The organism is Serratia sp. TSA_105.2 (genome assembly GCF_052692115.1).
In genome coordinates, this window is sequence record NZ_JBQZFT010000002.1 from 628441 (window position 1) to 650481 (window position 22041).

Consider the following 22041-nt stretch of genomic DNA (forward strand, 5'->3'; position numbering starts at 1 on the left):
TTACTTTTGGATCTCGTACAGCTTGGTCTGACCGGCGACGACAGAGCCGCTGGCCAGCGCCGCCAGGCCGGCGTAGTCGTCAGAGTTGCTGACCACCACCGGGCTTATCATCGAACGCGCGTTGGCGTTCAGATAATCCAGATCCAGTTCCAGAATCGGTTGACCGGCTTTCACTTCCGCGCCCTCTTCCACCAGGCGTTTGAAGCCCTGGCCTTCCAGCGCGACGGTGTCGATCCCCATGTGCACCACGATCTCGGCGCCCTTGTCGGTTTCCAGGCAGAACGCGTGGTTGGTATTGAAGATTTTCACCACGGTGCCGTCCGCCGGCGCCACGACGATGTTGTCGGTCGGGCGAATCGCCAGGCCGTCACCTACCGCCTTGCTGGCGAAAGCTTCGTCCGGCACCTGATCGAGCGGCACGACTTCACCGGTCACCGGCGCTACCAGCGTTTCAAACGCGACTTTCGGTGCGTTCGGTACCGCCTGCGGTTTGGCTTCCGCAGCAGGAGCCGCCGCCGGGGCCGCCGCTGCCGCTACCGGGCCGGCTGCAATCACGTTGCGCATTGCGCTGGCGATAAGTTCAGCACGGGTGCCGACGATCACTTGCACGCTCTGCTTGTTCAGACGGATAACGCCGGATGCGCCGAGGCGTTTCGCCAATGCGTCGTTCACCAGCGCGGAGTCTTTCACGTTCAAACGCAGGCGAGTGATGCAGGCATCGATGCCGGTCAGGTTGTCGGAACCGCCGATCGCGCCGACGTAGCGACGGGCCAGCGTGGTAGTTTCGTTCTCGTCTTTACCGGCGTTGCTGTTGACGTTGACGTCATAACCGTCGGTTTCGTCACCGGCAACCGCCAGCTCGCGGCCTGGGGTCATCAGGTTGAACTTATTGATGGTGAAGCGGAACACCACATAGTAGATAACGAAGAACACCAGACCTTGCGGGATCAGCATGTACCAGTGGGTCGCCAACGGGTTGCGCGACGACAGCACCATATCCACCAAACCGGCGCTGAAGCCGAAACCGGCAATCCAGTGCATGCTGGCGGCGATGAAGACGGAAATCCCGGTCAAGATCGCGTGAAGCACATACAGCACCGGCGCCACAAACATGAAGGAGAATTCCAGCGGTTCGGTGATGCCGGTAAAGAAGGCAGCGAATGCCCCCGCCATCATGATCCCCAGCACTTTCGCCTTATTCTCAGGGCGCGCGCAGTGATAGATAGCCAGCGCTGCGCCCGGCAGACCAAACATCATGATCGGGAAGAAGCCCGCCTGATAACGGCCCGTGATGCCGACGACCGCTTTACCGGCTTCGATCGACTGCTGGCCGCCAAGGAAGTTAGGGATATCGTTGATGCCGGCCACGTCGAACCAGAACACCGAGTTCAGCGCGTGGTGCAGGCCGACCGGGATCAGCAGACGGTTGAAGAAGGCATAGATGCCCGCGCCGACGGAGCCCAATTTCTGGATGTGTTCGCCGAAGCTCACCAGAGCGCCGAACACCACTGGCCAGACATACATCAGGATGTAAGCGACCAGGATCATCAGGAAGGAAATGAGGATCGGCACCAGACGGCGGCCGCTGAAGAACGACAGCGCCTTAGGCAGTTCGACGCCGCTGAAGCGGTTGTACACTTCGGCGGAGATGATACCCACCAGAATACCGACGAACTGGTTTTCAATTTTGCCGAACGCGGCGGGCACCTGGTCGAGGGGGATCTTCTGAATCATCGACACGGCGGCCGGTGAACAGAGGGTGGTCAGCACCAGGAAACCGACGAAGCCGGTCAGTGCGGCAGAGCCGTCCTTGTCTTTGGACATGCCGTAGGCCACACCGATGGCGAACAGCACGGCCATATGATCGATAATGGCTGAACCGGATTTGATAAATAATGCGGCAAGCGCGTTGTCGCCGCCCCAACCAACAGGGTCAATCCAGTACCCGACGCCCATCAAGATGGCGGCGGCAGGCAGCGTGGCGACCGGCACCATCAGCGCCCGTCCCACCTTTTGCAAATAACTAAGAATGTTCACCTTTTCCCCCTATGTTGTCCGCGGACGGACCCTATTAGTAGTTTATTTGGAGCTCTCACTACCTTTTTAGAAACAATGCTTGGCACGTATCACTCATGCCGAGTGTAAAAAATTTATTTTGTATCGCAAATTAAAACCTCCCTTTTTGTGATAAATATCACCAAAAAGTAGTCTTTACCTCCCAGATTGCTGGCCATCACACAAAACTTATTTTATCATTCAAAAAATCAACCGGACGGACGATTCACGCGAGAATCATAAAGCTGGGTTACGCTTAGGACTCCCGCAGGCCCGTACAGTATAGCTTTAGTTTACTTATCCCAAGAGGTGTTAGATGAGACTTATCCCACTGAAAGATACCGCACAAGTCGGCAAATGGGCCGCGCGTCATATCGTTCAACGCATCAACGCATTCAAGCCAACCGCAGAGCGCCCGTTTGTCCTCGGCCTGCCCACCGGCGGCACGCCGCTGGAAGCCTACAAACATCTGATTGCGATGCACAAAGCAGGTGAAGTAAGCTTTAAGCATGTTGTGACTTTCAACATGGACGAGTACGTTGGCCTGCCGCAGGAACACCCGGAAAGCTACCACACCTTCATGTACCGCAACTTCTTTGACCACGTTGATATCCCTCGTGAAAATATCAACCTGCTGAACGGCAACGCCGCGGATGTCGACGCCGAGTGCCGCCAGTACGAAGAGAAGATCAAGTCTTACGGCAAAATTAACCTGTTCATGGGCGGCGTGGGCATCGACGGCCATATCGCGTTCAACGAGCCGGCTTCGTCTCTGGCTTCGCGCACCCGCATCAAAACGCTGACCGAAGACACCCGCATCGCCAACTCGCGCTTCTTCGGCGGCGACGTCAGCCTGGTGCCGAAATATGCGCTGACCGTCGGCGTGGGCACGCTGCTGGACGCGGAAGAAGTGATGATCCTGGTGACCGGCCACGCCAAAGCGCAGGCGCTGGAAGCCGCGGTGGAAGGCAACATCAACCACATGTGGACCATCAGCTGCCTGCAGCTGCACGCCAAAGCGGTCGTGGTGTGCGACGAGCCGGCTACCATGGAGCTGAAAGTCAAAACCGTCAAATATTTCCGCGAGTTAGAAGCGGAAAGCGTGAAAAGTCTTTAATCTTTGCAGGGGGCTACGATGTTCGCTTTAACCCACGGCCGAATCTATACCGGCCACGACGTACTTGATGACCATGCAGTCATTATCGCTGATGGGCTGATCGAGAGAGTCTGCCCGGCGGCTGAATTGCCCGCCGGCATCGAAACGCGCGACCTGGGTGGCGCCATCCTGGCCCCCGGGCTTATCGACGTGCAGTTGAACGGCTGCGGCGGCGTCCAGTTCAACGATTCGCTGGAAGCGATTTCGGAAGAAACGCTGGAGATCATGCAGCGCGCCAACGAGAAATCCGGCTGCACCAGCTATCTGCCGACGCTGATCACCAGCAGCGACGAATTCATGAAGCACAGCGTCGACGTGATGCGCGCTTATCTGAAAAAGCACCAAAACCAGGCGCTGGGCCTGCACCTGGAAGGGCCGTACCTCAGCCCGGTGAAAAAAGGCACCCATAACCCGGCGTTCATTCGCAAGCCAACTCAGGACATGATCGATTACCTGTGCGCCAACGCCGACGTGATCACCAAGGTGACGCTGGCGCCGGAAATGGTTGAGCCGCACGTTATCGAGCAGTTGACCAAGGCCGGCATCGTGGTCTCCGCCGGCCACTCGAACGCCACCTACGATCAGGCGCGCACCGGCTTCGCCGCCGGCATCAGCTTCGCCACCCACCTGTACAACGCCATGCCGTATATCACCGGCCGCGAACCGGGGCTGATGGGGGCGATCTTCGATACGCCGGAGGTCTATACCGGCATCATCGCCGACGGCCATCACGTGGCCTGGGCGAGTATCCGTAACGCCAAACGCCTGAAAGGTGATAAATTGGTATTGGTCACCGACGCGACCGCACCGGCAGGTGCAGATATTGACCAATTTATTTTCGCCGGTAAAACAATATACTATCGGGATGGGCTGTGCGTGGATGAGAACGGTACCCTGAGCGGTTCCGCACTGACCATGATCGAAGCGGTGCAAAACAGCGTCGAGCATATCGGCATCGCGCTGGACGAAGCGCTGCGCATGGCGACGCTGTATCCGGCGCGCGCCATCGGCGTCGAGCAGCGTCTGGGCACCATCGAAGCCGGCAAGGTGGCTAACCTGACCGCCTTCACCCGTGATTTCAAGATCACCAAAACGCTCGTTAACGGTAACGAGGTTTAATTCAATGAACAGCGAGTAACATTATTGATGAGCACTGGCGGACAAGCACAAATAGGGAACGTTGACTTAGTCAAACAGCTTAACGGCGCGGCAGTTTACCGCCTGATCGACCAGCAGGGCCCGATCTCGCGCATTCAAATTGCCGAACTCAGCCAGCTTGCCCCCGCCAGCGTCACCAAAATTACTCGCCAGCTGCTGGAGCGCGGGCTGATCAAAGAAGTCGATCAGCAAGCCTCCACCGGCGGCCGCCGCGCGATCTCCATCGTGTCGGAAACCCGTCATTTCCATACCGTCGCGGTGCGTCTCGGCCGCCACGACGCCACCATCACCCTGTATGACATGAGCGGTAAATCGCTCAGCGAAGAACACTACCCGCTGCCGGAACGCACCCAGGAAACGCTGGAAAATGCGCTGTTCGCCGCCATCGCCCAATTCATCGAAGCAAACCAGCGCCGCCTGCGCGAACTGATCGCCATCGCGGTGATCCTGCCCGGCCTGGTGGATCCGGCGCTGGGCGTGGTGCGCTACATGCCGCACATCAGCGTCAGCAACTGGGCGCTGGTCGACAACCTGCAGCAGCGCTTCAACGTCACCAGCTTCGTCGGCCACGACATCCGCAGCCTGGCGCTGGCGGAACACTACTTCGGCGCCACCCGCGACTGCGAAGACTCGATTCTGGTGCGCCTGCACCGCGGCACCGGCGCTGGCATCATCGTCAACGGGCAGATTTTTCTCGGCAATAACGGCAACGTCGGCGAAATCGGCCATATCCAGATCGATCCGCTGGGTGAACGCTGCCACTGCGGCAACTTCGGCTGCCTGGAAACCGTAGCCGCCAACGCGGCGATCGAACAGCGCGTGCGCCAGCTGCTGAGCCAGGGCTACCCGAGCAAACTGACGCTGGAAGACTGCGGCATCAACGCCATCTGCAAGGCCGCCAACCGCGGCGATCTGCTGGCCAGCGAAGTGATCGAACACGTCGGCCGCTATCTGGGCAAGGCGGTGGCCATCGCCATCAACCTGTTCAATCCGCAGAAGGTGGTGATCGCCGGTGAGATCACCGAAGCGGACAAGGTGCTGCTGCCGGCGATCCAGAGCTGCATCAATACCCAGGTGCTGAAGGACTTCCGCAAAAATCTGCCGGTGGTGACCTCCGAACTCAATCATCGCTCGGCGATCGGCGCTTTCGCCCTGGCCAAACGCGCGATGCTCAACGGCGTGCTCTTGCAGCGATTGCTGGAAAGCTGATCCGCCGCTTCTGGCAGGTGTGTTATCGTCACCCCTTGCCTGCCGTAATCATGAGAAACAGCGACAAATGAAAATCAAAAACGTTATATGCGATATCGACGGCGTGCTGCTGCATGACAATACGCCGGTGCCCGGCGCCGATCTGTTCCTGGCGCGCATCCAGGAACAAGGCATGCCGCTGGTGGTGCTGACCAACTACCCGTCACAGACCGCGCAGGATCTGGCGAACCGCTTCGCCGCCGCCGGGCTGGAAGTGCCGGAGAGCGCGTTCTATACCTCGGCGATGGCCACCGCCGATTTTCTGCGCCGCCAGGAAGGCAAAAAAGCCTACGTGGTCGGCGAAGGCGCCCTGATCCATGAGCTGTACAAAGCCGGTTTCACCATCACCGACATCAACCCGGATTTCGTGATCGTCGGTGAAACCCGCTCTTACAACTGGGACATGATGCACAAGGCCGCCTACTTCGTCAGTAACGGCGCACGCTTTATCGCCACCAACCCGGATAGCCACGGCCACGGCTTCTCGCCGGCCTGCGGCGCACTGTGCGCCCCCATCGAGAAGATCACCGGCCGCAAGCCGTTTTACGTCGGCAAGCCCAGCCCGTGGATCATTCGCGCCGCCTTGAACAAAATGCAGGCGCACTCGGAAGAGACGGTGATCGTCGGCGACAACCTGCGTACCGACATTCTGGCGGGCTTCCAGGCCGGCCTGGAAACCGTGCTGGTGCTGTCCGGCGTCTCCACGCTGAGCGACATCGAAACCATGCCGTTCCGCCCGAGCTACGTCTACCCTTCCGTTGCCGATATCACCATCTTCTGATGCATATATGGCGGCTGCCCGGCCGCCATTATTTCTCTCTTCCTGACCGCAGTTTGAATTTAATTCGTTCATGGCCGCAAAAGGTTTCAGCCTGCCTGCGCTAAAAATCCTCATTATAACCTTACGCCCCGCCAATAGCGGATATTGCCGGCCGGCGAAAAACCTTTACCCTAATTAATGAGGCTACCATGAGCACAAATAACATGATTAATGCCGCCGCCGATGACGCGGCCATTATGCCGACTATCGCCAATAAAAAAATCCTGATGGGTTTTTGGCACAACTGGGCCGCCGGCGCCAGTGACGGTTATCAACAAGGCCAGTTCGCCAATATGAATCTGACCGACATTCCCGCCGAATACAACGTGGTGGCCGTCGCCTTTATGAAAGGCCAGGGCATCCCAACCTTCAAACCTTACAACCTGTCCGACACCGAGTTCCGCCGCCAGGTGGGCGTGCTGAACAGCCGGGGCCGCGCGGTGCTGATCTCCCTCGGCGGCGCAGACGCGCATATCGAGCTGAAAACCGGCGACGAAGATAAGCTGAAAGACGAGATTATTCGTCTGGTGGAAGTCTATGGCTTCGACGGCCTGGATATCGATTTGGAACAGGCGGCGATCGGCGCCGCCAATAATAAAACCGTCTTGCCTGCGGCATTGAAAAAAGTAAAAGACTATTACGCCGCGCAGGGGAAAAACTTTATTATCAGCATGGCGCCGGAATTCCCGTATTTACGCACCAACGGCACCTACCTGGATTATATCAACGCCCTCGAAGGCTACTACGACTTTATCGCGCCGCAATATTATAACCAGGGTGGCGACGGTATTTGGGTGGACGAACTCAACGCCTGGATCACGCAGAATAACGACGCCATGAAAGAGGACTTCCTCTACTACCTGACGGAAAGCCTGGTCACCGGCACCCGCGGCTATGCGAAGATCCCGGCGGCGAAATTCGTCATCGGCCTGCCGAGCAACAACGACGCCGCCGCCACCGGCTACGTAGTCAACAAACAGGCGGTGTATAACGCCTTCTCCCGTCTCGACGCCAAGAACCTGTCGATCAAGGGCCTGATGACCTGGTCAATCAACTGGGACAACGGCAAGAGCAAAGCCGGCGTCGCCTATAACTGGGAATTCAAAACCCGCTACGCGCCGCTGATTCAGGGCGGCGTCACCCCGCCGCCGGGAAAACCTAATGCGCCGACGGCGCTGACGGTCGCCGAGCTGGGCGCCACCTCGCTGAAACTGAGCTGGGCCGCCGCCACCGGTGCCTTACCGATCGCCAGCTACACCGTCTACCGCAACGGCAACCCGATCGGCCAGACCACCAGCCTGTCGCTGGCCGACAGCGGCCTGACGCCGGCCACCCAGTACAGCTACTTCGTTACCGCAACCGACAGTCAGGGCAATACCTCGCTGCCGAGCAGCGCGCTGGCGGTTAAAACCGCCAACGACGGCACGCCGCCCGTTCCGGGGACGCCCGAGTGGCAGAACAACCACAGCTACAAAGCCGGCGACGTGGTGAGTTATAAAGGCAAGAAATACACCTGTATCCAGGCGCACACTTCCAACGCCGGTTGGACGCCGGACGCCGCCTTCACCTTGTGGCAGCTCATCGCCTAATTGCCAATCGATTGCCGGCCAAACCGGCCGGCAATCCCGTCATCGCGTTAAAAATTGCATAATCACTAATTTTTCCCGCCGATAACTGGAAATCCGTTAAAAACCACACCCTCGCAAACAACTATTTCTCAGCGTATGGCTAAAACGCTTGCATCTCCTCCAGCTTTAGGCGCATTTTCATAACCACAGCGCAGCAAAAACGCGTTATCGCTGATGAATCGGCAATGCTGCCCATAACAGTAAAAAACAACATCACAGTCATAAAAGCCCGTTAGGAGAGTTGTATGTGTTCTATTTTCGGTGTGCTCGATCTGAAGTCCGATCCCGTTGAACTGCGTAAGAAAGCGCTGGAGCTGTCGCGCCGGATGCGCCACCGCGGCCCGGATTGGTCCGGCGTTTACGCCAGCGACAAAGCCATTTTGGCCCACGAACGCCTGTCGATCGTCGACGTCAACAACGGCGCTCAACCGCTGTACAACGCTGCGCACACCCACGTTCTGGCGGTCAACGGCGAAATTTACAACCACCAGGCGCTGCGCCAACAGCTGAGCGACCGCTACGCGTTCCAGACCGGCTCAGACTGCGAAGTGATCCTGGCGCTGTATCAGGAGAAAGGCCCGGATTTCCTCGACGACCTGCAAGGCATGTTCGCCTTCGCCCTGTATGACACCGAAAAAGACGCCTATCTGATCGGCCGCGATCACCTGGGCATCATCCCGCTATACATGGGCCACGACGAGCACGGCAACCTGTATGTCGCCTCGGAAATGAAAGCGCTGGTGCCGGTGTGCCGCACCATCAAGGAATTCCCGGCTGGCAGCTACCTGTGGAGCCAGGACGGTGAGATCCGCGAATACTATCGCCGCGACTGGTTCGATTACGACAGCGTCAAAGACAACGTGACCGACGCCACCGCCCTGCGTACCGCGCTGGAGGAGTCGGTGAAAAGCCACCTGATGTCCGACGTGCCTTACGGCGTGCTGCTGTCGGGCGGGCTGGACTCCTCGGTCATCTCGGCGATCACCAAGAAGTACGCCGCGCGCCGCGTGGAAGATCAGGAACGCAGCGAGGCCTGGTGGCCACAGCTGCACTCCTTCGCCGTCGGCCTGGAAGGCTCGCCGGATCTGCGCGCCGCGCAGGAGGTCGCCAACCATCTGGGCACCGTGCACCATGAGATCCACTTCACCGTGCAGGAAGGCCTGGACGCCATCCGCGACGTGATTTACCACATCGAAACCTATGACGTCACCACCATTCGCGCGTCGACGCCAATGTACCTGATGTCGCGCAAAATCAAGGCGATGGGCATCAAGATGGTGCTCTCCGGCGAAGGCGCGGACGAAGTGTTCGGCGGCTACCTTTACTTCCATAAGGCGCCGGACGCCCGCGAATTCCACGAAGAGACCGTGCGTAAGCTGCTGGCGCTGCACATGTTCGACTGCGCGCGCGCCAACAAGGCGATGTCCGCCTGGGGCGTTGAGGCCCGCGTGCCGTTCCTGGACAAGAAATTCCTCGACGTGGCGATGCGCATCAACCCGAAAGATAAAATGTGCGGTAACGGCAAAATGGAAAAGCACATCGTTCGCGAATGTTTCGAGTCCTATTTGCCGGCCAGCGTGGCCTGGCGCCAAAAAGAGCAGTTCTCCGACGGCGTCGGCTACAGCTGGATCGACACGCTAAAAGAGGTCGCTGCGCAGCAAATCAGCGATCAACAGCTCGAAACCGCGCGTTTCCGCTTCCCGTACAACACGCCGACTTCTAAAGAAGGCTACCTGTACCGCGAGATCTTCGAAGAGCTGTTCCCGCTGCCGAGCGCCGCCGAATGCGTGCCGGGCGGCCCGTCCGTCGCCTGCTCGTCCGCCAAGGCCATCGAATGGGACGAATCGTTCAAGAAGATGGACGATCCTTCCGGCCGCGCCGTCGGCGTGCACCAGGCCGCCTATAAATAATCGCGCGGCGTTTTCCCTCGGGGCGGGCCTTTTGGCCCGCCTTTTTGTTGCCTTTTCCCCCCGCCAACTGCCTGAATTGCCGATTTTATCGCCATAATGTTCACAAGCCAGACAAACGGCGCTTCCGGGCGCTTTTTCGGGAAAAAACTTGTTGACGCAAATCGGTCATATACGCATAATGCGCCCCGCAACGCCGATGAAGGCAAAGCAGAAAAAGAGGGCTACGTAGCTCAGCTGGTTAGAGCACATCACTCATAATGATGGGGTCACAGGTTCGAATCCCGTCGTAGCCACCATCTCTTTTTTGCATTTGCGGGAGTGGCGAAATTGGTAGACGCACCAGATTTAGGTTCTGGCGCCGCAAGGTGTGCGAGTTCAAGTCTCGCCTCCCGCACCATTTCTCTTCATCGTCGGCGCAGTATGTTGATGGGGTATCGCCAAGCGGTAAGGCACCGGTTTTTGATACCGGCATTCCCTGGTTCGAATCCAGGTACCCCAGCCATATTCTTTCGGGAACGGGGTTTCAACATAAGATTTGTTTGCAGGTGGGGTATCGCCAAGCGGTAAGGCACCGGTTTTTGATACCGGCATTCCCTGGTTCGAATCCAGGTACCCCAGCCATCACAAACGGCTTGCAAATCAAAGAAGTAAAAAGTAACATCGGCTACGTAGCTCAGCTGGTTAGAGCACATCACTCATAATGATGGGGTCACAGGTTCAAATCCCGTCGTAGCCACCATAATTGGGGTGTCGCCAAGCGGTAAGGCTCTGGTTTCTGATACCAGCATACCCAGGTTCGAATCCTGGCACCCCAGCCATATTTAGAAAAGCCCGCTTCGGCGGGCTTTTTGCTGTCTGGCGTTCAGCCTATCCTAACGGGCCCAGCCGCAGCTGAGCCCTGTCGGTTACAATCCCAACGCGTACTTCAACGCATGCTCTTTCAGCTTGCCCGCCCGCTGCGCGGCCATCAGCGCCAGATTGCGCACCACGTTCAGCGGCGCCAGATTATTGCTGAAGCCGGTATAAAACAGATCCATGCCGCTCTGCATCAGCAGATTGTCGGTACGGCGGCGGCGCTGATAACGCAGCAGTACCGCCTCGCTGCTCCAGTCCTCTCCCTGCTCTCGCGCATCGCTCAATACGTTCAACAAGGCATCCACGTCGCGATACCCCAGATTGACGCCCTGCCCCGCCAGTGGGTTGATGGTATGCGCCGCATCCCCCAACAGCGCCAGCCCCGGCAGCACGTAGCGCTGCGCATGACGCCGCGTCAGCGGGAACGAACCGGCGGCGTGCACCTTGACCGGGCCCAGTCGCGCCGGGAAAGCGGTGGCGATCTCACGCTCCAGCTGCGCCGGCGGCATCGCCTGCAGCTGGCGAATGCGCTGCGGGCTGTCATACCACACCAGCGACGCCCAGCTGTCGTACAGCGGCAGAAAGGCGCGCGGCCCGGACGGGAAGAAGCGCTGCCAGGTCACATCCTGCTGCGGCGCGCCGGTATCGACGGTGATCAGCATGCACGCCTGACGATACTGCCAACCGTTGGTGCCGATCGCCGCCAGCTTGCGCACCTGCGAGTTGGCGCCATCGGCGCCGACAACCAGGCGCGCCTGCAGCGTCTCGCCGCCGTCCAGCGTCAGTTGCCAGGCATTGTCCGCCCGCTGCAGCGATTGCAGCCTGGCGGGGCACAGCAGCGTCAGGTTGGCGCACTGCGCTAACGGCTGCCACAGCGCCAGCTGCAGAATGCGGTTTTCCACCATAAAGCCCAGCTCGGGCAATCCCAGGGACACCGCGTCGAACGCCACGCGCGACGACGCCCACTCCCAGGTCTCCAGCCGGCGATATGGCGCCGTGCGCATCGCCGTCACGGCGGGCCAGGCGCCGAGCTGTTTCAGCAGCCCCACCGAGGTGCAGCCGATAGCGGAAATGCGCAGATCCGGCGGGCTTTGCGCCTCGAACGCCTGCGGCGCCTGATGTTCCAGCAACGCCACCGACCAGCCCGCCTGCGCCAGCCCCAGGGCCGCCGCCGCGCCGACCATGCCGCCGCCCACCACCACCGCATCATACCGATTTTGAGATGTCTTCATATTGGCTATGTTTTCTGTGTGAATGCTCGCCATCCCACCCGGCATGGCGTTTTGCGCAGTGTACCGGATTTTCGCTCCGGCTTCAGGTCGCGTGCCATTTTCCCCCGCGCTGGTCACAACGGCGGCAAATGATTACAATACGCGCCCTGCATGTCGCGTAACGCAACTTTCGCTCCGCACTGAGTAATGGCAAGTCAATGACGAAAAAACTACATATCAAAACCTGGGGCTGCCAGATGAATGAGTATGATTCATCGAAAATGGCCGACCTGTTGAACAGCACGCACGGCTTCGAGTGGACCGAAAACGCCGAAGAGGCGGACGTGCTGCTGCTGAACACCTGCTCGATCCGTGAAAAAGCGCAGGAGAAAGTTTTCGCCATGCTGGGGCGCTGGCGCTTGCTGAAAGAAAAGAACCCGTCGGTGATCATCGGCGTCGGCGGCTGCGTGGCCTCGCAAGAAGGCGAACTGATCCGCAGCCGCGCGCCCTGCGTCGACGTGGTATTCGGCCCGCAGACCCTGCACCGCCTGCCGGAAATGATCAATCACGTTCAGGGCACCCGCAGCCCGGTGGTTGACATCAGCTTCCCGGAGATCGAAAAATTCGACCGCCTGCCGGAACCGCGCGCCGAAGGCCCGACCGCGTTCGTGTCGATCATGGAAGGCTGCAACAAGTACTGCACCTTCTGCGTAGTGCCTTACACCCGCGGCGAGGAAGTGAGCCGCCCGAGCGACGACGTGCTGTTCGAAATCGCCCAACTGGCGGCGCAGGGCGTGCGCGAGGTCAACCTGCTTGGCCAAAACGTCAACGCTTACCGCGGCGCCACGCATGACGGCGATATCTGCTCGTTCGCCGAACTGCTGCGCCTGGTGGCGGCCATCGACGGCATCGATCGCATTCGCTTCACCACCAGCCACCCGATCGAGTTCACCGACGACATCATCGCGGTGTACGAAGACACGCCGGAGCTGGTCAGCTTCCTGCATCTGCCGGTGCAGAGCGGTTCGGATCGCATCCTGACCATGATGAAACGCGCGCACACCGCGCTGGAGTACAAGGCGATTATCCGCAAGCTGCGCAAGGCGCGGCCGGCCATTCAGCTCAGCTCCGATTTCATCGTTGGTTTCCCGGGCGAAAGCCAGGCCGACTTCGAACAGACCATGAACCTGATCGCCGACGTCAATTTCGACGTCAGCTTCAGCTTCATCTATTCGTCGCGCCCGGGCACCCCGGCGGCGGACATGGTCGACGACGTCAGCGAAGAAGAGAAAAAACAGCGGCTGTATATTCTGCAGGATCGCATCAACCAGCAGGCGCTGCAGTTCAGCCGCCGCATGCTCGGCACCGTCCAGCGCATTCTGGTGGAGGGCACCTCGCGCAAAAGCGTGATGGAGCTGGCCGGGCGCACGGAGTGCAACCGTGTGGTAAACTTCGAGGGCACGCCCGACATGATCGGCCAGTTCGTCGACGTGGAAATTACCGAGGTGCTGACCAACACCCTGCGTGGCGCAGTGGTGCGCACCGAACAGCAGATGGATCTGCGCGTACATGAATCCCCGCAGTCGGTGATCGCCCGTACCCGCAAAGAAAACGCGCTGGGCGTCGGCATTTACCAGCCCTGACGCCGCGGCGACCGCCTTATAGCTGCCCATTCGCGCTACTCCTTACCGTTTCTCCGCCGGGCGCCCGCGCCCGGTGATTTTCTTTTTTATTTTTTTATTGTTGAAGAGGCGACATAACATGCAACTCCCACACTGCCCGAAGTGCAACTCCGAATACACCTACCAGGACAATGCCCTGTTCATCTGCCCTGAGTGCGCCCACGAGTGGAGCGACAGCGCCCCGGCGGAAGATCAGGACGCGCTGATCGTCAAAGACGCCAACGGCAACCTGCTGGCGGACGGCGATGCGGTCACCGTGATCAAAGACCTGAAGGTCAAAGGCAGCTCCTCGATGCTGAAGATCGGCACCAAGGTGAAAAACATTCGCCTGGTCGAAGGCGATCACAACATCGACTGCAAAATCGACGGCTTCGGCCCGATGAAGCTGAAATCCGAGTTCGTAAAAAAGAACTGATTCACGGCGGCCTTGTTCAGTGATGACGCGGCGGGCTTTGCGCCCCGCCGCGTTTTTTCCTTATCTTCCCTTGAATTCCGCCGACGGCGCACAGATAGATCAGCGGTAAACTTGCGCCGTTGCGGCGCACCATGAATAATTCAAGAAAGAGAGTATTCAGGCTCGCCCTGAACGCGCGCGTCCCAGACGCGCTATGTGACATCAACCAGGCCCGATGTGACCTAGAGGAATAGTTTGAACGTCGCAACACAAGAAATTTTGTTAGAGCCCGCAGACAACAAGCGTTTGCTCAGCCTGTGCGGCCCGTTTGATGACAACATCAAGCAACTCGAGCGCCGATTGGGCATCGAAATCAATCGCCGCGACAACCGTTTCAAGCTGGTCGGCAAAAACCTGTGCGTGGTTGCCGCCGCCGATATCCTGCGTCATCTGTACGTGGATACCGCGCCGATTCGCGGCGTGATCCCGGATATCGATCCTGAGCAAATCCACCTGGCTATCAAAGAGAGCCGGGTGCTGGAACAGGTAGCCGACAGCGTGCCGGATTACGGCAAGGCGGTCACCATCAAAACCAAGCGCGGCATGGTGAAACCGCGTACGCCTAACCAGGCGCAGTACATCGCCAACATTCTCGATCACGACATCACCTTCGGCATCGGCCCGGCGGGCACCGGCAAAACCTACCTGGCGGTCGCCGCCGCGGTGGATGCGCTGGAGCGCCAGGAAATTCGCCGCATTCTGCTGACCCGCCCTGCGGTCGAAGCCGGCGAAAAACTGGGCTTCCTGCCCGGCGATCTGAGCCAGAAGGTCGATCCTTACCTGCGCCCGCTGTACGACGCCCTGTTCGAAATGCTGGGCTTCGAGCGCGTGGAGAAGCTCATCGAGCGCAACGTGATCGAAGTCGCGCCGCTGGCCTATATGCGCGGCCGTACGCTGAACGACGCCTTTATCATTCTGGATGAGAGCCAGAACACCACCATCGAACAGATGAAGATGTTCCTGACGCGCATCGGCTTCAACTCGAAGGCGGTCATCACCGGCGACGTCACCCAGATCGACCTGCCGCGCAACCAGAAATCCGGCCTGCGCCACGCGGTGGAAGTGCTGTCGGACGTGGAAGAACTGAGCTTCAACTTCTTCCACAGCGAAGACGTGGTGCGCCACCCAGTGGTGGCCCGCGTAGTCATCGCCTATGAGGCATGGGAAGCGGCCGAACAGAAACGCAAAGACGCGATTGCCGAACAACGTAAGCGCGAGGCGCTCGCCGCCTCCGAGCAGGAGACACCATGAGCCAGGTGATTTTGGATCTGCAGATTGCCTGTGAAAGCGGCGACGGCCTGCCGGATGAGGCCACCTTCCAGCGCTGGCTGGAAGGCGTGCTGCCGCAATTTCAGGAAGAGGCCGAGGTGACCGTGCGTCTGGTGGACGAAGCGGAAAGCCACGAGCTGAACCTGACCTACCGCGGCAAAGACAAGCCGACCAACGTGCTCTCTTTCCCGTTCGAGGCCCCGCCGGGCATCGAGCTGCCGCTGCTCGGCGATCTGATCATCTGCCGCCAGGTGGTTGAACAGGAAGCGATTGAGCAAGGCAAAGCGCTGGAGGCCCACTGGGCGCATATGGTTGTCCACGGCAGCCTTCATCTGCTAGGGTATGACCACATCGAAGACGATGAAGCCGAAGAAATGGAGTCTTTGGAAACCGAAATCATGCACGGACTGGGCTATCCTGATCCGTACCTGGCGGAAAAAGACCCCGTCTGACGTCAGCCGTTTACCCTACAGCCCCCTGCGGGGCTGTCGCTGACGCCCCTTAACTCTGACATGAGTGACAGTAACGAAAACGCCATGAGCGACGACCATTCACAAAGCAATGACAGCCCCAGTCCCAAGAAGGGGTTCTTTACTCTTATCCTTAACCAGCTGTTCCACGGCGAGCCCAAAAACCGTGGCGATCTGGTCGAGCTGATCCGTGATTCCGAACAAAACGACCTGATCGATCCCGATACCCGCGACATGCTGGAAGGCGTGATGGATATCGCCGAGCAGCGCGTGCGCGACATCATGATCCCCCGCTCCCAGATGGTGACGCTCAAGCGCAACCAGACGCTGGAAGAGTGCCTGGACGTGATTATCGACTCCGCCCACTCGCGCTTCCCGGTGATCAGCGAAGACAAAGATCACATCGAAGGCATCCTGATGGCCAAGGATCTGCTGCCGTTCATGCGTGCAGACTCCGAGCCGTTCAGCATCGACAAGGTGCTGCGCACCGCGGTGGTGGTGCCGGAAAGCAAGCGCGTCGACCGGATGCTGAAAGAGTTCCGCTCCCAGCGCTATCACATGGCGATTGTCATTGACGAATTCGGCGGCGTATCCGGCCTGGTCACCATCGAAGATATTCTGGAGCTGATCGTCGGCGAGATCGAAGACGAATACGACGACGAAGACGATCTGGATATCCGCCAGCTCAGCCGCCACATGTACACCGTGCGCGCGCTGGCCCCGATCGAAGACTTCAACGACGCCTTCGGCACCCATTTCAGCGACGACGAGGTCGATACCATCGGCGGTCTGGTGATGCAGGCCTTCGGCCACCTGCCGGCGCGCGGGGAAACCATTGAAATCGAAGGTTACCTATTTAAAGTTGCCATGGCCGACAGTCGACGTATTATCCAGGTTCATGTAAAAATTCCGGACGATTCTCCCCCACCGAAACTGGAAGATTAAATCCAACATGGCTAAAGCCTCATTACTTGAACGCCAGCGGGTTCGCGCCCTGCTGGCGCTGTTGTCAGGTGCCGGCGGGACGCTGGCGTTCTCGCCCTACGACTTCTGGCCCGCGGCCATCGTCTCCCTGTTCGGCCTGCTGGCCGTTACCCTCAATCGCACCGCCAAACAGTCTGCCCTGCTCGGCTTTGTCTGGGGCTTCGGGCTGTTCGGCAGCGGCATCAACTGGGTGTATGTCAGCATCGCCGATTTCGGCGGCATGCCTTTCGCCGTCAACGTCTTCCTGGTGGTGCTGCTCGCCGCTTACCTGTCGCTGTATACCGGGCTGTTCGCCGGGCTGCTGACGCGCCTGTGGCCGACCACCCGCTGGTGGCGGCTGGCCATCGCCGCGCCGGCGCTGTGGCAGGTGACCGAATTCCTGCGCGGCTGGGTGCTGACCGGCTTCCCGTGGCTGCAGTTCGGCTACAGTCAGATCAACGGCCCGCTGAAGGGCATCGCGCCGCTGCTGGGCGTCGACGCCATCACCTTTGTGCTGATGGCCATCGCCGGCCTGCTGGTGTACGCCGTCAATCAGCGCCGCCTGTCGGCTGCGGTCATCGCCGCCGCGCTGCTGCTGTTGCCATGGCCGCTGCGCCAACTGCATTGGTTTACTCCGCAGCCGGAGAAAGCGGTGAACGTCGCCATGGTGCAAGGCAACATCGCCCAGTCGATGAAATGGGATCCGAAAGCGCTGGTCAGCACGCTGCAAACCTATCTGGACGAAACCCGTCCATACGTGGGCAAGGCGCCGATCGTCATCTGGCCGGAGTCCGCCATCCCGGATTATGAAGCCAACCAGAACGGCTTCCTGACCATGATGGACGACCTGATGCGGGCGAAGAACAGCAGCCTGATCACCGGCATCGTCGACGTGCGCGCCACGCCACAGGGCCAGCAGATCTACAACAGCGCCATCGTGCTCGGCGAACCGACGCCGTACAGCTACCCGGCCAAAGATCGCTACAACAAGCACCACCTGGTGCCGTTCGGCGAGTTCGTGCCGCTGGAAACCCTGCTGCGGCCGCTGGCGCCGTTCTTCGATCTGCCGATGTCCTCCTTCAGCCGCGGCGACTACGTGCAGCCGCAGCTCAGCGTACGCGGGTACAACCTGACGGCAGCCATCTGCTACGAAATCGTGCTGGGCCAGCAGGTTCGCGATAACTTCCGCCCGGACACCAATTTCCTGCTGACCATCTCCAACGATGCCTGGTTCGGCCACTCCATCGGCCCGTGGCAGCACTTCCAGATGGCGCGCATGCGGGCGCTGGAGCTCGGCCGGCCGCTGCTGCGCAGCACCAATAACGGCGTTACCGCCGCGGTGGACGCGAACGGCGAAGTGATCGCCGAGATCCCGCAGTTTACCCGCCAGGTGCTTGAAGTGAAGGTCACGCCGACCACCGGCATCACGCCTTACGCGCGCTTCGGCGCCACGCCGCTGTGGGTGATAACCCTGCTGCTGGGCGGCTGGGCGCTGATGTTGGGCCTGCGCCGTAAATAGTCCTCTTCGCCGGGGCGCGCCCGCCGCGCCCCGCGTTCCCGTCACTATCCCCACCTCAGTCAGAAAACGCCGTTAAATCAACGCGGCTGGCACACTCCTTGCTTTTATCTATGGCGACATCGCGCGCCGATTTACTTTTGCTGACGTTTTGTCGCACCTGCGCACATTTTGGGTGCATTGAGCGCACCGCGCAGGTGCGTCAGGGTTTTGTTGCATTAATTTGGTGCGCGCGGCGTCTCAAAAAATGAAACATTTTAGTTTCAAGGTATTCACAATCGGTTATTTTTTAACGGCTATCCGTTCTAAGACTATCTTTATAACTTGAGCAATAAATAGTCGATTTAACCTGACGCTCTTTAGTCAGAGCCACCACAACAGCAAAGGAGTTGGACCATGCAAATGCGTAAATTGGCGTTATCGTTACTGCTGCTCGGTGCGGCAGGTAGCGTGGCGCACGCGGAAGACCTGACCGGTACGCTGAAGAAAATCAAAGACAACGGCGTGATCGTTGTCGGCCACCGCGAATCGTCAGTGCCGTTCTCCTACTACGACAACCAACAAAAAGTTGTGGGCTACTCTCAGGACTACTCCAACCAAATCGTTGAAGCCGTTAAGAAAAAGCTGAATGCACCGAATCTGCAGGTGAAAATGCTGCCGATTACCTCGCAGAACCGCATCCCGCTGTTGCAAAACGGCACCTATGACTTCGAGTGCGGCTCCACCACCAATAACCTCGAGCGCCAGAAACAGGCCGCCTTCTCCGACACCATTTTCGTGGTCGGCACCCGCTTGCTGGTGAAAAAAGGCTCCGACATCAAAGACTTTAAAGACCTGGCCGGTAAACCGGTGGTGGTCACCTCCGGCACCACCTCCGAAGTGCTGCTGAACAAGCTGAACGACAGCGGCAAGATGAACATGCGCATCATCAGCGCCAAAGACCACGGCGATTCCTTCCGCACGCTGGAAAGCGGCCGCGCGGTGGCCTTCATGATGGACGACGCCCTGCTGGCGGGCGAGCGCGCCAAGGCCAAGAAACCGGATCAGTGGGAAATCATCGGCACGCCGCAGTCGAAAGAGGCCTACGGCTGTATGTTGCGTAAAGACGATCCTGAGTTCAAAAAGCTGGTCGATGACACCATCGCCCAGGCGCAAACTTCCGGTGAAGCGGCCAAGTGGTTTGATAAATGGTTCAAGCAGCCTATTCCACCGAAAAACCTCAACATGAACTTCGAACTGTCGGACGACATGAAACAGCTGTTCAAAGAGCCTAACGACAAAGCGTTGAACTAAATAGAACAAAAGCCGGGGCGGCCGCCAGGCCAAACCGGCCCAGTTGATGACTGGGACAGACAGGAATGAGGGGGGCCGTTCCCCTCCCTCATTTTCCCCAAGGCGCGCCACCGACATCCGTACACAACAAGCCAGCCAGACTGGCCGCGCGGCGATCGGCGCTCATCAAGTCATCAATCTTCGGCGCTCTGCGCCCGTTTATCGGAGTTTGTTATGTCAATAGATTGGAACTGGGGTATCTTCCTGCAGCAGGCCCCGTTTGGGAACACCACTTACCTCGGCTGGATATGGTCCGGCTTTCAGGTCACGGTGGCCCTCTCCGTCTGTGCATGGATTATCGCTTTCTTCGTCGGTTCGCTGTTCGGTATCTTGCGTACCGTGCCCAACCGCTTTCTTTCCACCCTCGGCACCTGTTACGTCGAACTGTTCCGCAACGTGCCGCTGATCGTGCAATTTTTTACCTGGTATCTGGTGATCCCCGAGCTGCTGCCGGCCAATATTGGCACCTGGTTTAAAAGCGAGCTGGATCCCAACGTGCAGTTCTTCGTCTCCTCCATGCTCTGCCTAGGGTTGTTTACCGCCGCCCGCGTATGCGAGCAGGTGCGCGCCGCCATTCAGTCCCTGCCGCGCGGCCAGAAAGCCGCCGGGCTGGCGATGGGCCTGACGTTGCCGCAAACCTACCGCTACGTGCTGCTGCCGAACGCCTACCGGGTGATCGTGCCGCCGATGACCTCTGAGATGCTCAACCTGGTCAAAAACTCCGCCATCGCCTCCACCATCGGGCTGGTGGACATGGCCGCGCAGGCCGGCAAGCTGTTGGATTACTCCGCTCACGCCTATGAATCCTTTACCGCCATCACGCTGGCTTATATCGGCATCAACGCCGTTATCATGCTGTTTATGCGTCTGGTCGAAAAGAAAGTGCAGTTGCCTGGCAACCTGGGGAGTAAATAATGTACGAATTTGACTGGGCGTCGATCGTCCCAAGCTTCCCTTATTTGCTGCAGGGCATGGTGATCACGCTGAAGATCACCGTGACCGCCATCGTGGTCGGCATTCTGTGGGGCACCGTGCTGGCGGTGATGCGTCTGTCGCCGTTCAAACCGATCAGCTGGTTCGCCACCCTGTACGTCAACCTGTTCCGCTCGGTGCCGCTGGTGATGGTGCTGCTGTGGTTCTATCTGGTGGTTCCAAGCTTATTACAACAGGTTCTAGGGTTATCGCCGAAAACCGATATTCGCCTGATCTCGGCTATGGTAGCCTTTTCCCTGTTTGAAGCGGCCTATTATTCGGAAATCATCCGCGCCGGTATTATCAGCATCTCGCGCGGCCAATCCTCCGCCGCGCTGGCGCTGGGCATGACCCATTGGCAATCCATGCGGCTGGTGATCCTGCCGCAGGCGTTCCGCGCCATGGTGCCGCTGCTGCTGACTCAGGGCATCGTATTGTTCCAGGATACCTCGCTGGTTTACGTACTGAGCCTGGCCGACTTCTTCCGCACCGCGTCGACCATCGGCGAACGCGACGGCACCCAGGTTGAAATGATCCTGTTCGCCGGCTTTGTCTATTTTGTTATCAGTCTCGCCGCCTCGGCGCTGGTAAGCTATTTGAAGAAAAGGACTGTTTGATGATATCCCTGAAAAATGTTTCTAAGTGGTACGGTCACTTTCAGGTGTTGACCGATTGCACCACCGAAGTGAAAAAAGGCGAAGTGGTCGTCGTCTGCGGTCCTTCAGGTTCCGGCAAGTCCACCCTGATCAAAACCGTCAACGGCCTCGAGCCGATCCAGCAGGGCGATATCCTGGTGAACGGCACGCCGGTCAACGACAAGAAAACCAACCTGGCGCAGCTGCGCGCCAAGGTCGGCATGGTGTTCCAACACTTTGAGCTGTTCCCGCACCTGTCTATCATCGACAACCTGACGCTGGCGCAGGTGAAAGTGCTCAAGCGCGACAAGACCGCCTCGCGCGAGAAGGGCCTGAAGCTGCTGGAGCGCGTCGGCCTCTCCGCGCATGCCAATAAGTTCCCCGGTCAGCTGTCCGGCGGCCAGCAGCAGCGCGTCGCCATCGCCCGCGCGCTGTGCATGGATCCTATCGCCATGCTGTTCGATGAGCCAACCTCGGCGCTCGATCCGGAAATGATCAACGAAGTGCTGGACGTGATGGTCGAACTGGCGAACGAAGGCATGACCATGATGGTGGTGACCCACGAAATGGGCTTCGCCCGTAAGGTGGCGAATCGGGTGATCTTTATGGACGAAGGCAAAATCGTCGAAGACCGCAACAAAGACGATTTCTTCAACAACCCCGAGTCCGATCGCGCCAAGGACTTCCTGGCCAAGATCCTGCACTAA

General features: G+C 59.0%; 18 protein-coding genes and 6 tRNA genes. 22 read left to right on the forward strand and 2 right to left on the reverse strand.

Annotation, left to right across the window (positions count from 1 at the left end):
* Positions 1-2037: an N-acetylglucosamine-specific PTS transporter subunit IIBC gene (nagE, locus tag ACUTSC_RS09405; protein ID WP_197766752.1), complete on the reverse strand. Its 2037-nt coding sequence runs from the start codon at positions 2035-2037 to the stop codon at positions 1-3.
* Positions 2038-2371: 334 nt separating this feature from the next.
* On the opposite strand from nagE, the gene nagB reads away from it, so the two are divergent.
* From nagB to ACUTSC_RS09465, 12 genes are all read left to right on the forward strand, one after another.
* Positions 2372-3172, forward strand: a complete 801-nt coding sequence (gene nagB, locus ACUTSC_RS09410; protein ID WP_004939952.1) for a glucosamine-6-phosphate deaminase — start codon at positions 2372-2374, stop codon at positions 3170-3172.
* Positions 3173-3190: 18 nt separating this feature from the next.
* The gene (gene nagA / locus ACUTSC_RS09415) at positions 3191-4330 is read left to right on the forward strand and encodes an N-acetylglucosamine-6-phosphate deacetylase (protein WP_060440516.1); all 1140 of its coding nucleotides are present in this window, start codon (positions 3191-3193) and stop codon (positions 4328-4330) included.
* 27 nt (positions 4331-4357) lie between these two features.
* Positions 4358-5578, forward strand: coding sequence for a DNA-binding transcriptional regulator NagC (nagC, locus tag ACUTSC_RS09420; protein ID WP_004939956.1), 1221 nt, complete (start codon positions 4358-4360; stop codon positions 5576-5578).
* Between the two features lie 67 nt (positions 5579-5645).
* Complete coding sequence (locus ACUTSC_RS09425) at positions 5646-6398, forward strand: HAD-IIA family hydrolase (RefSeq protein ID WP_004939957.1); 753 nt, start codon at positions 5646-5648, stop codon at positions 6396-6398.
* A 188-nt stretch (positions 6399-6586) separates the two neighbouring features.
* Entirely contained in the window at positions 6587-8026 is a 1440-nt protein-coding gene (locus tag ACUTSC_RS09430) for a carbohydrate-binding protein (RefSeq protein ID WP_445653287.1), read from the forward strand.
* A 284-nt stretch (positions 8027-8310) separates the two neighbouring features.
* Positions 8311-9975, forward strand: coding sequence for an asparagine synthase B (asnB, locus tag ACUTSC_RS09435; protein WP_197766755.1), 1665 nt, complete (start codon positions 8311-8313; stop codon positions 9973-9975).
* Positions 9976-10194: 219 nt separating this feature from the next.
* Positions 10195-10271: transfer RNA gene (locus ACUTSC_RS09440), tRNA-Met, on the forward strand.
* A gap of 16 nt (positions 10272-10287) precedes the next feature.
* Positions 10288-10372, forward strand: a tRNA-Leu gene (locus tag ACUTSC_RS09445).
* 30 nt (positions 10373-10402) lie between these two features.
* Positions 10403-10477, forward strand: a tRNA-Gln gene (locus tag ACUTSC_RS09450).
* Between the two features lie 44 nt (positions 10478-10521).
* Positions 10522-10596: transfer RNA gene (locus ACUTSC_RS09455), tRNA-Gln, on the forward strand.
* A 41-nt stretch (positions 10597-10637) separates the two neighbouring features.
* A tRNA-Met gene (locus ACUTSC_RS09460) sits at positions 10638-10714 on the forward strand.
* Between the two features lie 4 nt (positions 10715-10718).
* A tRNA-Gln gene (locus ACUTSC_RS09465) sits at positions 10719-10793 on the forward strand.
* Positions 10794-10880: 87 nt separating this feature from the next.
* On the opposite strand, the gene ubiF is transcribed toward ACUTSC_RS09465, so the two are convergent.
* Positions 10881-12062 carry a 3-demethoxyubiquinol 3-hydroxylase gene (gene ubiF / locus ACUTSC_RS09470; protein ID WP_445653288.1) on the reverse strand — a complete coding sequence of 394 codons (1182 nt, stop codon included), beginning with the start codon at positions 12060-12062 and terminating at the stop codon, positions 10881-10883.
* A 197-nt stretch (positions 12063-12259) separates the two neighbouring features.
* Between ubiF and miaB the strand changes: the two genes are divergently transcribed.
* The 10 genes from miaB to ACUTSC_RS09520 all read left to right on the forward strand — a co-directional run bounded on the left by miaB (position 12260) and on the right by ACUTSC_RS09520 (position 22041).
* Positions 12260-13684 carry a tRNA (N6-isopentenyl adenosine(37)-C2)-methylthiotransferase MiaB gene (gene miaB / locus ACUTSC_RS09475; RefSeq protein ID WP_049195581.1) on the forward strand — a complete coding sequence of 475 codons (1425 nt, stop codon included), beginning with the start codon at positions 12260-12262 and terminating at the stop codon, positions 13682-13684.
* Positions 13685-13802: 118 nt separating this feature from the next.
* On the forward strand, positions 13803-14138 hold the full coding sequence (locus ACUTSC_RS09480; protein WP_004939967.1) for a zinc ribbon domain-containing protein YjdM: 336 nt from the start codon (positions 13803-13805) through the stop codon (positions 14136-14138).
* A gap of 234 nt (positions 14139-14372) precedes the next feature.
* Positions 14373-15428, forward strand: a complete 1056-nt coding sequence (locus ACUTSC_RS09485) for a PhoH family protein (protein ID WP_025301852.1) — start codon at positions 14373-14375, stop codon at positions 15426-15428.
* Positions 15425-15898 carry an rRNA maturation RNase YbeY gene (gene ybeY, locus ACUTSC_RS09490; protein WP_033637441.1) on the forward strand — a complete coding sequence of 158 codons (474 nt, stop codon included), beginning with the start codon at positions 15425-15427 and terminating at the stop codon, positions 15896-15898. Before ACUTSC_RS09485 ends, ybeY begins: the two co-directional genes overlap by 4 nt.
* A gap of 84 nt (positions 15899-15982) precedes the next feature.
* The gene (gene corC, locus ACUTSC_RS09495; protein WP_025301851.1) at positions 15983-16861 is read left to right on the forward strand and encodes a CNNM family magnesium/cobalt transport protein CorC; all 879 of its coding nucleotides are present in this window, start codon (positions 15983-15985) and stop codon (positions 16859-16861) included.
* Positions 16862-16868: 7 nt separating this feature from the next.
* On the forward strand, positions 16869-18398 hold the full coding sequence (gene lnt / locus ACUTSC_RS09500) for an apolipoprotein N-acyltransferase (protein WP_197766757.1): 1530 nt from the start codon (positions 16869-16871) through the stop codon (positions 18396-18398).
* Between the two features lie 393 nt (positions 18399-18791).
* A complete protein-coding gene (locus ACUTSC_RS09505) occupies positions 18792-19688 on the forward strand; it encodes an amino acid ABC transporter substrate-binding protein (RefSeq protein ID WP_063991094.1) in 897 nt (298 codons plus the stop codon).
* A 213-nt stretch (positions 19689-19901) separates the two neighbouring features.
* Positions 19902-20642, forward strand: coding sequence for an amino acid ABC transporter permease (locus ACUTSC_RS09510; protein WP_038877462.1), 741 nt, complete (start codon positions 19902-19904; stop codon positions 20640-20642).
* On the forward strand, positions 20642-21316 hold the full coding sequence (gltK, locus tag ACUTSC_RS09515; protein ID WP_004939982.1) for a glutamate/aspartate ABC transporter permease GltK: 675 nt from the start codon (positions 20642-20644) through the stop codon (positions 21314-21316). Before ACUTSC_RS09510 ends, gltK begins: the two co-directional genes overlap by 1 nt.
* Positions 21316-22041 (forward strand): amino acid ABC transporter ATP-binding protein, encoded by a 726-nt coding sequence (locus ACUTSC_RS09520; RefSeq protein ID WP_063991092.1) that lies wholly within the window; start codon positions 21316-21318, stop codon positions 22039-22041. Before gltK ends, ACUTSC_RS09520 begins: the two co-directional genes overlap by 1 nt.

Bases quoted from the DNA above. Each gene is read 5' to 3' on its own strand.
- gltK (WP_004939982.1), top strand. From the start codon at position 20,642: ATGTACGAATTTGACTGGGCGTCGATCGTCCCAAGCTTCCCTTATTTG.
- ACUTSC_RS09520 (WP_063991092.1), top strand. From the start codon at position 21,316: ATGATATCCCTGAAAAATGTTTCTAAGTGGTACGGTCACTTTCAGGTG.
- miaB (WP_049195581.1), top strand. From the start codon at position 12,260: ATGACGAAAAAACTACATATCAAAACCTGGGGCTGCCAGATGAATGAG.
- ACUTSC_RS09425 (WP_004939957.1), top strand. From the start codon at position 5,646: ATGAAAATCAAAAACGTTATATGCGATATCGACGGCGTGCTGCTGCAT.
- asnB (WP_197766755.1), top strand. From the start codon at position 8,311: ATGTGTTCTATTTTCGGTGTGCTCGATCTGAAGTCCGATCCCGTTGAA.
- nagC (WP_004939956.1), top strand. From the start codon at position 4,358: ATGAGCACTGGCGGACAAGCACAAATAGGGAACGTTGACTTAGTCAAA.
- lnt (WP_197766757.1), top strand. From the start codon at position 16,869: ATGGCTAAAGCCTCATTACTTGAACGCCAGCGGGTTCGCGCCCTGCTG.
- ybeY (WP_033637441.1), top strand. From the start codon at position 15,425: ATGAGCCAGGTGATTTTGGATCTGCAGATTGCCTGTGAAAGCGGCGAC.
- ACUTSC_RS09510 (WP_038877462.1), top strand. From the start codon at position 19,902: ATGTCAATAGATTGGAACTGGGGTATCTTCCTGCAGCAGGCCCCGTTT.
- ACUTSC_RS09480 (WP_004939967.1), top strand. From the start codon at position 13,803: ATGCAACTCCCACACTGCCCGAAGTGCAACTCCGAATACACCTACCAG.
- ubiF (WP_445653288.1), bottom strand. From the start codon at position 12,062: ATGAAGACATCTCAAAATCGGTATGATGCGGTGGTGGTGGGCGGCGGC.
- nagA (WP_060440516.1), top strand. From the start codon at position 3,191: ATGTTCGCTTTAACCCACGGCCGAATCTATACCGGCCACGACGTACTT.
- corC (WP_025301851.1), top strand. From the start codon at position 15,983: ATGAGCGACGACCATTCACAAAGCAATGACAGCCCCAGTCCCAAGAAG.
- ACUTSC_RS09505 (WP_063991094.1), top strand. From the start codon at position 18,792: ATGCAAATGCGTAAATTGGCGTTATCGTTACTGCTGCTCGGTGCGGCA.
- ACUTSC_RS09430 (WP_445653287.1), top strand. From the start codon at position 6,587: ATGAGCACAAATAACATGATTAATGCCGCCGCCGATGACGCGGCCATT.
- nagB (WP_004939952.1), top strand. From the start codon at position 2,372: ATGAGACTTATCCCACTGAAAGATACCGCACAAGTCGGCAAATGGGCC.